The following is a 13,483-nucleotide window of genomic DNA, read 5'->3' on the forward strand; positions in this document are numbered from 1 at the left end:
CGTTCACGCCGTCGCGGGCAGGCTGAGCCGGAAACTCGCCCCGCCCTGGTGCGGCAGACACACCAGCTCGCCGCCGTGGGCGCGCGCCAGCGCCCGCGCGATCGCCAGCCCGAGCCCGGCGCCGCCATGGTCGCGGCCGCGCCCGGCGTCCAGGCGCACCAGCCGCTCGAAGATCCGCTCGCGCTGGTCTTCCGGGATGCCCGGGCCGGTGTCGGTGACGGTCACCTCGGCGGTGCCGTCGCGCCCGGCCAGCTCGACGGTGATCGTGCCGCCCGGCGGGGTGTACCGGCGGGCGTTGTCGAGCAGGTTGGACAGGATCTGCGCCAGCCGGGTGGGGTCGGCGTTGACGGTCAGCGCCGGCGGGCCGGTGCGGGTGACGGTGAGCTCGGGCGCCAGCATGGCGGCGCGGTCGGCCTCGGAGTCGGCGAGGCCCGCCAGGTCGAGGTCGCACAGGTCCAGCGGGAGGCCCGCATCGATGCGGCTCAGGTCCAGCATGTCGGCGACGAGCCGACCGGCGCGGCGGGCGTCCGACAGCAACAGGCTGGCCCGGCGGTACTGCGCGCGCGCCGCATCGTCGTCCTCCTGCTGGGAGGCGCTGCTGGCGAGCTGCTCGGCGGCGACCTGGATGCCGGCGATGGGGGTGCGCAGCTCGTGGGCGGCGTCGACGAGGAACCGCCGGGTTGCCGTCTCGGCGCGCTGCGCCGTGTCGGCGGCCCATTGCGCCCTGCGCTCGGAATACTCCAGCGCGTCCAGCATCCCATCGAAAGCGCTTGCTGCGCGGCCTAATTCGGTGTCGGTGCGGTCGGGGCGCAACCTTGCGCCGCGGTCGCCGGTCCTGATGTCGTTGGCCAGCGCGGTCAGCCGGTCCAACGGGCGCAGGGCCGCCCGGCTGACCGCGACCAGCAGCAGCGCCGCGACCAGCAAAGTCACCACGCCCGCGCCGATCATCAGCTGGCGCAGCTGGCGTGTCACCTGGGTGGCCTGGGTGGTGTCAGCGACCAGAATCAGCCGGGCGCCGTCGGGCAGGGGGTGGACCACGGCGGTCGCGGTGGCGTCCGGGGGCGGGCCGGGCGGCGGCATGGGCGGCATGGGCGGCATTCCCGGCATGGGCCCCATGCCCGGCATGTGCGCCATGGGTGGGGGGCCGGGCGGGGCGAACGGCGGTGGGGGCGGTGGCGGCGGGACCACCGGCCCGGCGTCGGTGTCGGGGCTGATGCCACGGTCGCCGTAGGTCGCGCCGTCGGCGGTGACCAGCAGCGCGCGCACCCCGCCGCCGTTGAGCTCGGCGGCGATCAGATCGGGCGAGCTGCGCGCGGCGACCAGCGCGTCGGCGCGCGACGTCGCGGCGAGCAGCCGGTCGTGCAGGTTCTTGCGGGTCAGCACCCCCAGGCTGACGTCGATGGTCACCCCGAGCACGACGAGGAGCCCGGTCAGCAGCGCCAGCACCACCAGCGTGACGCGGCGCTGCAGCGACGGCGTGGCGGTCATGACCGCTGGGGCTGCAGGCGGTAGCCGATGCCGCGGACGGTGTGCAGGATCCGGGGCCCGTGCGCCTCGAGCTTGCGCCGCAGGCCGCTGACGTGCACCTGCACCAGGTTGGGGTCATAGGCGTCGTAACCCCACACCGCGTTCAGGATCTGGCCGGCACTGACGATCCTGCCGCGCTGTTGCACGAGGTAGGCCAGCAGTCGCAGCTCGGTCGCCGTCAGGTCCAGGCGGTGGCCGTCGCGCGCGGCGACACCGGCCTCGGCGTCGAGCATCAGGTCGCCCAGCTGGACCACCTGCGGCAGCCGCCCGCGCCTGCGCAGCACGGCGCCCACCCGCGACACCAGTTCGGCGAGCTCGAACGGCTTGATCACGTAGTCGTCGGCCCCGCCGTCCAGGCCGCGCAGCCGGTCCTGCAGGCCGTCGCGGGCCGTGATCAGCACGATCCCGACGTCGCCCCACTCCCGGATCACGTCGACGAGCGCGAAACCGTCGCGCCCCGGCAGCATCACGTCCAGCACCACCAGGTCGGGCCGCAGCCCGTCGAGCGCCTGCTCGAGCCCGTCGCCGTCGCAGCGCGCATCGGTGTGGTAGCCGACGTCGACGAGCGCTTCGCTGACCATCTCGCGGATGGTCTCGGAGTCCTCGACCACCAGCACCCGCGGCGTGCCCGCGCAACCGGCGTGCCGCGGGTCTGTCATGAACCCATTGTCGCCACCCGTCCTGAAACGAGCCTGAAGGTGTCGGGTCACAGGAGCCACCGGGCGGTCGGGACGTGTGTTCGTGCAGGCAAACCCCTCCGCCGTTGACTCGAGTGACAGGCGGGACATGGCGGGCCCTGCTTCTTCAGATCCACTTCAGCTGCGGCTCCTACCGTCCGGTGACATGACCATCAACGAGAACGACAACACGGCCAAGCCCGACCCGGCGATCCCGGCGCCGCCACCCCCGCCCGCCCCGGTCGCCCTCCAACCACCCCAGCGTCGCCGTCACTCCACCGGCGTGGTGATCGGCGCGGGGGTGGTGGGAGCGCTGGTCGGCGCGGCGGGCACCGTCGCGGCGATCGCGTTCGCCTGGATCGTCATGGCGGGACCTCCCGGTCCGCCGCCGTTCGGCCCGCCGCCGCCTCCCGGCCCGCCGCCGATGATGGCGCCGGCCTGGCATCACGGGCCGCCACCGCCGATGCCCGGGATGGCGCCGATGCCCGGGATGGCGCCTATGCCCCCGATGCCCGGGATGCCCCCGATGCCGGGCCCCATGCCGGGAGGGTTCGGGCCGCCGGGCGCCGAGCACCCGGCGCCGCCGGCGCAACCCTCGCCCCCGCCGCACATCTGACGAAAGCCCGCCGCCGTCACACCGGCGTGGCGGCGGCGGGCGTGCGACTGGGAGGATCGCGACTATGCGGGGATCACTTCTGCCCAGGCTCGCGGGACGGCTGCTGCGGTCGCGCCGCCTGACGCGCGCCCCGATCTGGCTCTACAAAGCCCGGGCGGGTGCCCTGTTCGGTTCGCGCATCCTGATGCTCGAGCACGTGGGCCGCAAAACGGGCAGGCCGCGCCACGTCGTGCTCGAGGTCGTCGACCGGCCCTGCGCCGACCGCTACGTCGTCGCCTCGGGATTCGGTCGAAAGGCCCAGTGGTTCCGCAACATCGAGGCCGACCCGCGGGTGCGTGTCTACTCGGGCGGCCACGCCCCCAGGCCGGCCGTCGCACGGGTGCTGCTCCAGGACGAGGCCGACCGGGCCCTGGCCGCCTTCCGCGCCCGTCACCCCCGGGCGTGGGAGCGCATGCGGCCGGTGCTCGAAGAGACGCTGGGCATGCCGATCACCGACAGCGGCACCCCGCTGCCGATGGTCGAGTTCAGCTGCGCTTCGGGCCCTTGACGGTCATCACGGCGAACGTGGCCAGAAAGGCCGCCGCCGGAACGACGTTGACGAACTTGTCGTGCGCGCGCACGTGGGCGCCGACGGCCAGCACGAAGTACAGGGTCAGCATGGCCGTGGTCAGCCGGGCCAACGCGGGGAACCAGGTGACCGATAGCAGACCGACCGCGGCCGCCGCCTTCACCACCGGCAGGATCTGCCGGACGTTGGCCGGGACCTCGAGGTCGTCGAGGACCTTTTTGATGGGAGCCACCTGCACGGCGCACGCCACCGCGTCGATGGCGTGAAACGCGGCGAGCCCGGCATAAGTCTTCGGCGACGTCAACGCAGTCATGGGTTGATCCTATTGAGTGAGCTCCCCCGCCGCGCCATCGACCGGCCGCCGGGCGATCGCCTCGGCCTTGGCGACCGCCTGCGCGATCGCCGGGTCGGTCTCCGTGTTGAACCAGTCGGCGACCTCGTCGTCGTCGTCGGTGACGGCGTGCTTGGCGGCGTCGTCGACCGGGGACGGTTGGAAGCGGAACACCCCGTCCTCGCCGGGGGCGCCGAGCAGCTTGGTGAATCCCTGCAGCGCCGAGCTGAAGTCGCTGGGCACCACCCACACCTTGTTGGCGTCGCCGCGCGCCATCTGCGGCAGCGTCTGCAGGTACTGGTAGGCCAGCATCTCGGGGGTGGGCCTGCCGGCCTTGATCGCGGCGAAGGTCTTCTCGATGGCCTTGGCCTGCCCCTGCGCGTGCAGGTAGGCCGCGGCGCGCTCGCCCTGGGCGCGCAGCATCTGGGACTGCCGGTCGGCTTCGGCGGCGAGGATGGCCGCCTGCTTGGCGCCTTCGGCCGCCAGGATCTGCGCCTGCTTCTGGCCCTCGGCCTCTTTGATCGCCGACTCCCGCATCCCCTCGGCGGTCAGGATCATGGCCCGCTTCTCGCGGTCCGCCTTCATCTGCTTTTCCATGGAGGCCTGGATCGACGGCGGCGGGTCGATGCTGCGCAGCTCGACCCGCGCGACCCGCAGGCCCCAGCGGCCCGTCGCCTCGTCGAGCACGCCCCGCAGCTGGCCGTTGATCTTGTCGCGTGAGGTCAGGGTCTGCTCCAGCGTCATGCCGCCGACGACGTTGCGCAGGGTGGTCGTGGTGAGCTGCTCGACGCCGACGATGTAGTTGCTGATCTCGTACACGGCCGCCTGCGGGCTGGTGACCTGGAAGTAGACCACCGTGTCGATGTTGAGGGTCAGGTTGTCCTCGGTGATCACCGGCTGCGGCGGGAAGGACACCACCCGCTCGCGCAGGTCCACCCGGGCGCGGACCCGGTCGATGAACGGCACCAGCAGGGTCAGCTGCCCGCTGACCGTGCGGCTGTAACGCCCCAGCCGCTCGATGACCGCCGCCTCCGCCTGGGGGATCAGCGCGACCGACTTTGCCACCAACACGATCGCGAATCCCACGAGGACAGCGAGCAACACCAGTCCTGCAACCGCACCTTGCACAGGAGTTCCTTTCTCTCGCAGGGCTTCTCGCGATCCTCTTACAGACCGCTCCTGAAGACCACCGCCGTGGCGCCGTCGATGCCCATGACGGTTACGCACTCCCCCGGTTCGTACACGTCGGCCGCGTTGAGCGGCCGCGCCGTCCATACCTGCCCGTCCAGCTTGACCTGGCCCTTGTCGCGGGTGACCCGGTCGAGCACCAGCGCGTCCTTGCCCCGCAGCGCCTCAATCCCCAGCGCAGGCGCGCCGGCGGGCGTCAGCCGCCGCCGCAGCGGCGGCCGCACCAGCGCGAGGAGCAGCACCGAGACGATCAGGAACACCCCGCCGTTGACCCACCCCGGCCAATCCGCCAGCCAGCTGGTTAGCGACGCGGCCAGCGCCCCGCCGCCCAGCATCACCAAAAACAGGTGGCCGGTCAGCGCCTCCGCACCGGCAAGCACCAGCGCGAATATGAGCCATAGCACCGCGGCGGGCATGCGGCCAGGATACGCGTCATCGGCCTTTGCCGGACAAAACAACTACACTGCGACATCGTGTGGTCTCCCAGTGTCTCCCTTTCCCTGTGGGCCAACGCCTGGCTCGCGGGCAAGGCCGCGCCCGACGACGTCTTGGACGCGTTATCGCTTTGGGCACCAAAGCAATCGGTCACCGCGTACGATGCGGTCGCCGCGGGCCATACCGGCCTGCCGTGGCCCGACGTGCACGACGCCGGGACCGTCTCGCTGTTGCAGACGCTGCGCGCCGCGGCGGGGCGACCGGCGCCGACGCCCGGCGGTCCGGGCCGGCTGCGAGGGACGATCAACGTGCTCATGCCGGTGCCCGGCGACGTCCGCGGGCTCACCCCGGGCACGCAATTCCAGCGTGACGCCCTGGCGGCCGGAGAGGCGGTGGTGGTCGCGAACCCCCACGAGCCCGACACCGCCATAGGGCTGGTTCCCGAATTCTCCTACGACGACGCCGACGACGAGGAAAGCTTTCCCGACCTGTGCGCGCTGTCGTGGACGGTGTACTCGCTGCCCGGGGCCCCGGTGCTCGATCACTACGAGTTGGGCGACGCCGAGTACACGCTGCGGTCGGCGGTGCGTTCGGCCGCCGACGCGCTGGGCGCGATCGGGCTGGGATCGGCCGCCGCCGACGTCGACGACCCGCGGGGGCTCGTCGAGCAGCTGCTGGAATCCGCACGGCAGCACAAAGTTCCGGATCACGCGCCGTCGCGCGCGTTGCGGGTGCTGGAGAACGCCGCCCACGTCGACGCGATCATCGCGGTCAGCGCCGGGCTCAGCCGGCCGTCCGACGCCGTCGACCGCTTCGCAGCACCGCTGCCCGCGCTGGAAGCCCTTGGGGCGCAGTCGTCCTCGGAGGCCAGGATCGCCGGCGACGCGCTGCGCCCTTTGACCGCAGTCGTCCGTTCGGCGAGGATGGCCGCCGTCAACGCGATCCTGCACTCGGCCTGGGCAGATTAGGCTCGGCGGCCGCGCAGTGCGGCGGAAGGCACGCCTCGCCGTTGACGCCGGCCAGGCAGCCGGGCACCGGATCCGGGCCGCTCACCCGCAGGGGCGCCCGGCCGCGGCGCAATTCGTCGACCAAATCCGCGGCCAGCCTTGCGAACCGGCGGTCGGCATTGAATGTCGACGCCCTCGCGAACGCGATACCGGCCGCCTCGGCCTGTCCGCGCAATTCGTTGTCGAGGTCCCACACCACCTCGATGTGGTCGGCGACGAACCCGACGGGGCAGACGATCACGGCCTTGACCCCGGACTCGTCCAGGGCGGTGAGATGGTCGGCGACGTCGGGCTCCAGCCAAGGCACCTGCGGCGGACCGGACCGCGACTGCCACACCAAGTCGTACTCGGTGTACCCCGCGGCGGCCGCGACAAGCCTTGCGGCGTAGGCGACCTGGCGACTGTAGAGCCTGGGGCCCAGGCTATCGTCGGCGGCCACCGGGACCGAGTGCGCCGTGAACACCAGGCGGGCGCCGGCGGGCACGGACCTGGCGGCGGCCGCGATGTTGTCGGCGAACATCTCGACGAATAGCGGATGGTCGAAATATCGCCGCAGCTTGACCAATTCGGGTGCCTGCGGCCCGGCCGCCGCACGAGCGCGCGCGAGGTCCTCGGCGTACTGGGTGCAACCGGAGTAGCCGCTCCACGCCGAGGTGGTGAACACCGCCGCGCGACGAACACCGTCGTCCCGCATGGCTATGACGGCGTCTTCGACATACGGATGCCAGTTGCGGTTGCCGAAGTAGACCGGCAGCTCCAATTCCGAGTTCAGCTCGGCGATCAGCGCACGATTGATCCCGTTGATCGGCGACACCCCACCGAAATGCAGGTAGTGCCCGGCCACGTCGTCGAGACGTTCGGGCGGCACCTTGCGGCCCCGGGTGACGTTCTCCAAGAACGGCCGCACCTGCTCGGGCCCTTCCGGCCCGCCGAAGGACAGCAGCAGGACGGCATCGAATTCCATGGCGGCTCAGAGCAACTGCGTGCTGGCGCCGCCGTCGGCGAAGATGATGGTCCCGGTGGTGGCCGGCAGCCATTCCGACAGCAGCGCGCACACGGTCTTGGCCACGGGCGTGGCGTCCTTCATGTTCCAGCCGAGCGGCGCCCGCTGGTCCCAGCCCTCCTCGAGCAGGCTGATCTGGGCACCTGCCTCCTCGCCGAGCGCGCCGCCCACGATCGCGCTCATCGCCAGCGTCCGGATGGGGCCCGCCGCGACGAGATTCGACCGCACGCCGTACTTGCCCGCCTCGCGAGCCACGAACCGGTTCACCGACTCCAGCGCGCTCTTGGCGACGGTCATCCAGTTGTAGGCCGGCATGGCGCGGCTGGGGTCGAAGTCCATGCCGACGATGCCGCCACCCGGATTCATGATGGGCAGCAATGCCTTTGCCAGCGACGCATACGAAAAGGCAGAGATGTGAATGCCTTTCGCGACATCTTCGAAGGGCGCGTCGAAGAACGGGTTGACGCCCATGCCGGTCTGCGGCATGAATCCGATCGAATGCACCACGCCGTCAAGCTTGTTGCCTTCGCCGATCACCTCGGTGACCCGCTCGGCGAGCGTCGCCAGATGTTCCTCGTTCTGCACGTCGAGTTCCAGAAGCGGCGCCTTCTGGGGAAGCCGGTCGGCGATGCGCTGGACCAGGCGCAGCCGGTCGAAACCGGTCAGCACCAGTTGGGCCCCCTGCTCCTGGGCCACCCGCGCGATGTGGAAAGCGATCGACGAGTCGGTGATGATCCCGGTGACCAGGATCCGTTTGCCTTCGAGCAGTCCTGTCATGTCCGTCCTCTTCGTTTGTTGAAATCAGTGGCCCATGCCCATGCCGCCGTCGACCGGGATGACCGCACCCGAGATGTAGCTCGCATCCTCCGACGCCAGGAAGCTGACCACCCCGGCGACCTCGGCGGCGGTGCCGACCCGCTTCGCCGGGATGAATTCCAGTGCGCCCGCCTGGATCCGCTCGTCGAGCGCGCGGGTCATGTCGGTGTCGATGTAGCCCGGGGCCACCACATTCGCGGTCACCCCGGCCTTGGACAGCTCCCGGGCGATCGAGCGGGCCATGCCGATCACACCGGCCTTGGAAGCCGCGTAGTTGGCCTGGTTGCCGATGCCCCAGGTCCCGGAGACCGAGCCGATGAAGATCATCCGGCCGAACCGTTTCTTGGTCATGCTGCGCGATGCCCGCTGAGCGACCCGGAAAGCCCCGGTGAGGTTCGCGTCGATCACCTTCTCGAATTTCTCCTCCGTCATCCGCATCAGGAACGCGTCCGCGGCCAGGCCGGCGTTGGAGACCAGCACCTCGACCGGGCCCTGGTGCTCCTCGACCTCTTTGAAGGCGCGATCGACGGCGGCGTTGTCGGTGACGTCGCACTCGACGCCGAAGAGTCCCTCGGGCACCCCGGTTCCGCGGTGCGTGACGGCCACCTGGTGGCCGTCGGCGGCCAGCCGCCGCGCGATCGCCAGGCCGATCCCCCGGTTGCCGCCCGTCACCAGGACCGAACGGGATACGAATGCGGGTCTGCCCCAGTCGGATGCGGCGTCGGTGGCGTTCTCGGTGGCTGTCTCAGTCACCCCGACAACGTAGCGCCTCGCCACCGCGGGTCCGACATGGGGCCGAAATGCGGCCGCTGTGCACGCGGTCGACCCCTGGTCGACTCGGGACCGCCCCCCGCGGGGTGATCACGTGCTCGCTGCATGCCCCCGAAGTACGAGGTCGACGGCCGCGGCGATGACGTCGTCGCCGGGCACCGTGCCGAACATCAGCGACGGGCAGGCCACCACCCCGGAGAGCATCCAGACCGCCGCGTCCAGCTCGGGGCCGTCGAAGAGTTCGGCGAGAATGTTGCGGATCGGTCGCTGCCCCTCGGAGTTGATCTCATTGCGGATTTGGCTCATCGTGTCGACCGTCGCCCACTGCGCCATCGCGGACAGCACCCGGTCGAGCCGCAGGTCGACGACTCCCTGCCGGAATGCGGTCAGCTCCCCGATCAGGTCGGCGCGGACGTCACCGGTGGGTTCCGGGTGCTTGAAGTCGCGAACCGACGCCAGCGCCATGGCGGCGAGGTCGGACCGCGACGGCCAGTGCTTGTACAGGGTGGTCTTCGAATAGCCGGCGCGCTCGGCCACGCGAGCGTGGGTGAGCGCCTCGGAGCCTTCCTCGACGAGCACGTCGAAGGCGGTACGCGCGACATCCGCCCGGGTTCGGACGATCCGGGCATCCTCGCCCTGCTCGTCCGGCTGGCCGGGGTGACCAAATGTCATCGATCGCGCCCTTCTCCCGCCTAAGCGGTGCGGATGTGTCGCGGGTGATGCTCAAAATTACCCGATGGACGAAGCGATCAGAAATGTTCGGCAGAATCACTAATGTACTAGTAGTTCATTAGTGTACTGTCTGTTCTATCCCGTCCGGCCCGCGGTCTCGCGCCCGCTCCTCGCCGCGACGGTCCCACGCGCGCTGGTCGTCCCCCGGGCCGACCGGCGGTCCCGGCTCGACCCACACCGGAGGGGAAAACAGATGAGTTCGCGAATCGACATGGGCTCGGTCCTCGCGCACCAGGCCGCGGCGACGGACACCCGCTATCACCCGGCGGCGGCGGTTCGCCGCCAACTGAACAAGGTCTTCCCGACGCACTGGTCCTTCCTGCTCGGCGAGATCGCGATGTACAGCTTCATCGTGCTGCTGATCACCGGCGTGTACCTGACGTTGTTCTTCGACCCGTCGATGACAGAGGTCACCTACAACGGCGTCTATCAGCCGCTGCGGGGCGTCGAGATGTCCAAGGCGTACGCGTCGGCGCTCGACATCTCGTTCGAGGTGCGGGGCGGGTTGTTCGTGCGGCAGGTCCACCACTGGGCCGCCCTGCTGTTCGCGGCCGCGATCATGGTGCACATGGCCCGGGTCTTCTTCACCGGAGCCTTTCGCCGGCCGCGCGAGGCCAACTGGGTGATCGGGTCGCTGCTGCTGATCCTGGCCATGTTCGAGGGCTTCTTCGGCTACTCGCTGCCAGACGACCTGCTCTCGGGCACCGGCCTGCGGGCGGCGTTCTCCTCGATCACGCTGGGAATCCCGGTGATCGGCACCTGGCTGCACTGGGCGTTGTTCGGTGGCGACTTCCCCGGTGACGTCATCATCCCGCGCCTGTACGCCATCCACATCCTGCTCTTCCCGGGCATCATGCTCGCGCTGATCGGGCTGCACCTGGCGATGGTGTGGTTCCAGAAGCACACCCAGTTCCCCGGGCCCGGACGGACCGAGCACAACGTCGTCGGCGTGCGGGTGATGCCGGTGTTCGCCGTGAAGTCGGGCGGCTTCTTCGCGGCGGTGGTGGGATTGCTGGGCCTGATGGGCGGGCTGCTGCAGATCAACCCGATCTGGAACCTGGGCCCCTACAAGCCATCCCAGGTCTCGGCGGGCTCGCAGCCGGACTTCTACCTGATGTGGACCGACGGGCTGGTCCGGCTGTGGCCGGCGTGGGAGTTCTACTTCTGGCACCACACGATTCCCGCCGCGGTGGCCGTCGCGGTCCTGATGGGCGTCATCCTCGGCGCGCTGGTCGTGTACCCGTTCCTGGAGCGGCGGTTCACCGGCGACCGCGCCCACCACAACCTGCTGCAGCGTCCCCGCGACGCACCGGTGCGCACCGGGATCGGGACGATGGCGATCGCCTTCTACATCGTGCTCACGTTCTCGTCGTTCAACGACATCATCGCTTACCAGTTCGACATCTCCCTGAACGCGATGACGTGGATCGGGCGCATCGGGATGGTGGTGCTGCCACCGATCGTCTACTTCGTCACCTATCGCTGGTGTGTCAGCCTGCAGCGCAGCGACCGCGCGGTGCTCGAGCACGGCGTCGAAACCGGGATCATCAGGCGCTTGCCGCACGGGGCGTACATCGAAGTGCACCAACCGCTGGGCCCCGTCGACGAAGGCGGCCACCCGATCCCGCTGCAGTACCAGGGCGCCCCGATCCCCAAGCGGCTGAACAAACTCGGCATGGGCGGTCGGCCGGGCTCGGGCAGCTTCCTGTTCGCCGACCCGCCGGCCGAAGCGGGCGCGCTACTGCGGGCGACGCACGCCGGCGAACAGCGCGCCCTGACCGCACTGCGCGAACGCCAGAACGGCAACGCCACCAACGGGAACGGCCGGGCGTCACGGGAGGCCGACGAGGGCTAGGACGGCAGGCGGCGGTTGATCAGCAGCGCGGCCAGCGCCGCCAGCGCCAGCACGACGGCGCCGAGCCGCAGCCAGCCCACGCTGGCATCACCCCTGATGGTCTCGTACCCGATCTGCTGCTGCAGCGTGGCGTAGACGCCCTTGAGCTCCGAGAGGCTCGAGGCGCTGTAGGCGTTGCCGCCGGAGAGCTGCGCGACCTTCCTGAGCGTCTCGTCGTCGACGGGCACCGGCTGGCGCTGGTCGTTGATCTCGACGAACCCGTACGGCGTGCCGAAGGAGATGGTGGAGATCGGCACCCCTTGGTCCTTGGCGGTGCGCGCGGCGGTGAAGGCGCCCTTGGGATTGTCGGGGTTGGTCGGCATGGTCTCCTTGCCGTCGGAGAACAGCACGATGCGCGCCGGCGGAGGGGCGTCGCCGCCGCCGATCACCGCGCCGACGGTGGCGATCGCCTGCAGGGCGGTGAAGATCCCCTCGCCCGTGGCGGTGCGATCGGCGAACTGCAGCTTGTCCAGCGCGGCCTTGGTGGAATCCCGGTTGGTGGTCGGCGACACCAGCACCGTCGCGGTGCCACCGAAGGCGATCAGCCCCAGGTTGATGCCCGGGGTCAGCTCGTCGGCGAACTGCTTGGCGGCCGCCTGCGCGGCGGCCATCCGGTTGGGCGCGACGTCGGTGGCCCGCATCGACTGCGACACGTCGATCACCAGCATCACCACCGCGCGGTTGCGGGGAATCCGAACGTCGTTGGTGGGACCGGCCATCGCGACGGTGAACAGCACCAGCGACAACACCAGCAGGATCGCCGGTACGTGGCGCCACCGCGAAGGCCGCTTGGGCGCAACGCTTTCCAGCAACTCCATGTTCGCGAACCGCAGGATCCGCCGCTGGCGCGACAGCTGCATCACCACATACAGCACGGCCAGCGCGACGACGACCAGGAAGAAAAGGAAGAACCAGGCATGCGCGAACCCGGTCAAGGACATCGCGCCGAGGAACGGCAGCGTCACTGCCTACCCGCCAGCGCCCCGCGCCGGCGGGACTCGACGAAGCGGACGATGTCGGCGATCCAGTCGCGGTCGGTGCGCAGCGTCAGCACCGGGGCCCCGCAGCTGCGGACGGTGCGGGCGACCTCGGCCCGGTGCGCGGCGGCGGCCTTCGCGAAATCGTCCCGCAGGTGCGCGTCGATGGTGAATTCGCGGGTCACGCCGGATTCGGCGTCCTGCAGCACGACGTCGCCGACATCCGGCAGCTCGACGTCGCGGGGATCGAGCACCTCGACGGCCAGGACCTCGTGGCGGGCCGCGACCGCGCGCAGCGGCCGCATCCAGTTGATCGGGCCGAGGAAGTCGCTGATGATCACCGCCATCCCGCGCCGGCGCTCCGGCCGGCGCAGCGCGTCGATCGCCATCGCCAGATCCCCGCGCACCCCGACCGGGGCGCGCGGGGTGGTGGCGATGGTGCGCAGCAGCGTCTGCTCGTGCTGGCGCCCGGAGCGGGCGGGCACCCGGGTGATGGTGGCGCCGTTGGCGACGATCGCGCCGAACCGGTTGCCGCCGCCGCTGTTGAGGAAGGTCATCGCGGCCGAGGCCGCCACCGCCAGGTCGCGCTTCTCGCAGCCCACCGTGCCGAAGTCCAGGCTGGCCGACATGTCGACCACCAACCAGGTCTCCAGCTCACGGTCGGCGATCATCTGCCGCACGTGCGGGTGGGTGGTCCGCGCGGTGACGGCCCAGTCCATCCGCCGGACGTCGTCGCCGGGCTGGTACTCCCGCGACTCCCCCGGCTCGGATCCGGGGCCCGGGATCAGCCCCAGGTGGTCGCCGTGCAGTACGCCGTCCAGCTTGCGACGGACGGTCAGCTCGAGTTTGCGCAGCGCCGCCGACAGCTTCGGGTCGACGATCTGCCCGCGCTGCATCGATGGCGGGTGGCCAGCAGCCGACGGTTCCCCGCTGGGGTTCGG

Annotated in this window: 15 protein-coding genes; 4 read left to right on the plus strand and 11 right to left on the minus strand. The window is 70.6% G+C overall.

The window, feature by feature from the left end:
* Positions 1-3: 3 nt before the first annotated feature.
* Positions 4-1,488 carry a sensor histidine kinase gene (locus G6N48_RS09190; RefSeq protein WP_163670811.1) on the minus strand — a complete coding sequence of 495 codons (1,485 nt, stop codon included), beginning with the start codon at positions 1,486-1,488 and terminating at the stop codon, positions 4-6.
* Entirely contained in the window at positions 1,485-2,186 is a 702-nt protein-coding gene (locus G6N48_RS09195; protein ID WP_085269606.1) for a response regulator transcription factor, read from the minus strand. Before G6N48_RS09195 ends, G6N48_RS09190 begins: the two co-directional genes overlap by 4 nt.
* A 184-nt stretch (positions 2,187-2,370) precedes the next feature.
* On the opposite strand from G6N48_RS09195, the gene G6N48_RS28185 reads away from it, so the two are divergent.
* Positions 2,371-2,820 carry a hypothetical protein gene (locus G6N48_RS28185; RefSeq protein ID WP_085269607.1) on the plus strand — a complete coding sequence of 150 codons (450 nt, stop codon included), beginning with the start codon at positions 2,371-2,373 and terminating at the stop codon, positions 2,818-2,820.
* 64 nt (positions 2,821-2,884) lie between these two features.
* Positions 2,885-3,367: a nitroreductase family deazaflavin-dependent oxidoreductase gene (locus tag G6N48_RS09205; protein WP_085269608.1), complete on the plus strand. Its 483-nt coding sequence runs from the start codon at positions 2,885-2,887 to the stop codon at positions 3,365-3,367.
* Here the strand turns inward: G6N48_RS09205 and G6N48_RS09210 are convergent.
* From G6N48_RS09210 to G6N48_RS09220, 3 genes are read right to left on the minus strand one after another with little or no spacing between them, the layout of a single operon-like run.
* Positions 3,345-3,701, minus strand: coding sequence for a DoxX family protein (locus G6N48_RS09210; protein ID WP_085269609.1), 357 nt, complete (start codon positions 3,699-3,701; stop codon positions 3,345-3,347). The genes G6N48_RS09205 and G6N48_RS09210 overlap by 23 nt on opposite strands.
* Positions 3,702-3,710: 9 nt before the next feature.
* Positions 3,711-4,847, minus strand: a complete 1,137-nt coding sequence (locus tag G6N48_RS09215; RefSeq protein WP_085269610.1) for an SPFH domain-containing protein — start codon at positions 4,845-4,847, stop codon at positions 3,711-3,713.
* 38 nt (positions 4,848-4,885) lie between these two features.
* Positions 4,886-5,323: an NfeD family protein gene (locus G6N48_RS09220; protein ID WP_085269611.1), complete on the minus strand. Its 438-nt coding sequence runs from the start codon at positions 5,321-5,323 to the stop codon at positions 4,886-4,888.
* 57 nt (positions 5,324-5,380) lie between these two features.
* Here G6N48_RS09220 and G6N48_RS09225 point away from each other — a divergent pair, with 57 nt between their 5' ends.
* Positions 5,381-6,310 (plus strand): hypothetical protein, encoded by a 930-nt coding sequence (locus G6N48_RS09225; protein WP_085269612.1) that lies wholly within the window; start codon positions 5,381-5,383, stop codon positions 6,308-6,310.
* Here G6N48_RS09225 and G6N48_RS09230 read toward each other — a convergent pair.
* The 4 genes from G6N48_RS09230 to G6N48_RS09245 all read right to left on the minus strand — a co-directional run bounded on the left by G6N48_RS09230 (position 6,276) and on the right by G6N48_RS09245 (position 9,611).
* On the minus strand, positions 6,276-7,313 hold the full coding sequence (locus G6N48_RS09230) for a ferrochelatase (protein WP_085269613.1): 1,038 nt from the start codon (positions 7,311-7,313) through the stop codon (positions 6,276-6,278). The genes G6N48_RS09225 and G6N48_RS09230 overlap by 35 nt on opposite strands.
* A gap of 6 nt (positions 7,314-7,319) precedes the next feature.
* Positions 7,320-8,129, minus strand: a complete 810-nt coding sequence (gene inhA, locus G6N48_RS09235; RefSeq protein ID WP_085269614.1) for an NADH-dependent enoyl-ACP reductase InhA — start codon at positions 8,127-8,129, stop codon at positions 7,320-7,322.
* A gap of 24 nt (positions 8,130-8,153) precedes the next feature.
* On the minus strand, positions 8,154-8,921 hold the full coding sequence (gene fabG1, locus G6N48_RS09240) for a 3-oxoacyl-ACP reductase FabG1 (RefSeq protein ID WP_085269615.1): 768 nt from the start codon (positions 8,919-8,921) through the stop codon (positions 8,154-8,156).
* A 108-nt stretch (positions 8,922-9,029) separates the two neighbouring features.
* Entirely contained in the window at positions 9,030-9,611 is a 582-nt protein-coding gene (locus G6N48_RS09245; RefSeq protein WP_085269616.1) for a TetR/AcrR family transcriptional regulator, read from the minus strand.
* A 253-nt stretch (positions 9,612-9,864) separates the two neighbouring features.
* Between G6N48_RS09245 and qcrB the strand changes: the two genes are divergently transcribed.
* Positions 9,865-11,526, plus strand: a complete 1,662-nt coding sequence (qcrB, locus tag G6N48_RS09250) for a cytochrome bc1 complex cytochrome b subunit (RefSeq protein WP_085269734.1) — start codon at positions 9,865-9,867, stop codon at positions 11,524-11,526.
* Here qcrB and G6N48_RS09255 read toward each other — a convergent pair.
* Both G6N48_RS09255 and G6N48_RS09260 read right to left on the minus strand, forming a co-directional pair.
* A complete protein-coding gene (locus G6N48_RS09255) occupies positions 11,523-12,530 on the minus strand; it encodes a VWA domain-containing protein (RefSeq protein WP_085269617.1) in 1,008 nt (335 codons plus the stop codon). The two genes, qcrB and G6N48_RS09255, sit on opposite strands and share 4 nt — an antisense overlap.
* The gene (locus G6N48_RS09260) at positions 12,527-13,438 is read right to left on the minus strand and encodes a DUF58 domain-containing protein (protein WP_085269618.1); all 912 of its coding nucleotides are present in this window, start codon (positions 13,436-13,438) and stop codon (positions 12,527-12,529) included. Before G6N48_RS09260 ends, G6N48_RS09255 begins: the two co-directional genes overlap by 4 nt.
* Between the last annotated feature and the right edge of the window lie 45 nt (positions 13,439-13,483).

It is taken from the genome of Mycobacterium parmense (genome assembly GCF_010730575.1).
GTDB lineage: Bacteria > Actinomycetota > Actinomycetes > Mycobacteriales > Mycobacteriaceae > Mycobacterium > Mycobacterium parmense.

Coding starts and splice junctions, on each gene's coding strand:
- qcrB (WP_085269734.1), top strand. CDS start 9,865: ATGAGTTCGCGAATCGACATGGGCTCGGTCCTCGCGCACCAGGCCGCG.
- inhA (WP_085269614.1), bottom strand. CDS start 8,129: ATGACAGGACTGCTCGAAGGCAAACGGATCCTGGTCACCGGGATCATC.
- G6N48_RS09210 (WP_085269609.1), bottom strand. CDS start 3,701: ATGACTGCGTTGACGTCGCCGAAGACTTATGCCGGGCTCGCCGCGTTT.
- G6N48_RS28185 (WP_085269607.1), top strand. CDS start 2,371: ATGACCATCAACGAGAACGACAACACGGCCAAGCCCGACCCGGCGATC.
- G6N48_RS09245 (WP_085269616.1), bottom strand. CDS start 9,611: ATGACATTTGGTCACCCCGGCCAGCCGGACGAGCAGGGCGAGGATGCC.
- G6N48_RS09260 (WP_085269618.1), bottom strand. CDS start 13,438: ATGCAGCGCGGGCAGATCGTCGACCCGAAGCTGTCGGCGGCGCTGCGC.
- G6N48_RS09205 (WP_085269608.1), top strand. CDS start 2,885: ATGCGGGGATCACTTCTGCCCAGGCTCGCGGGACGGCTGCTGCGGTCG.
- G6N48_RS09190 (WP_163670811.1), bottom strand. CDS start 1,488: ATGACCGCCACGCCGTCGCTGCAGCGCCGCGTCACGCTGGTGGTGCTG.
- G6N48_RS09195 (WP_085269606.1), bottom strand. CDS start 2,186: ATGACAGACCCGCGGCACGCCGGTTGCGCGGGCACGCCGCGGGTGCTG.
- G6N48_RS09230 (WP_085269613.1), bottom strand. CDS start 7,313: ATGGAATTCGATGCCGTCCTGCTGCTGTCCTTCGGCGGGCCGGAAGGG.
- G6N48_RS09220 (WP_085269611.1), bottom strand. CDS start 5,323: ATGCCCGCCGCGGTGCTATGGCTCATATTCGCGCTGGTGCTTGCCGGT.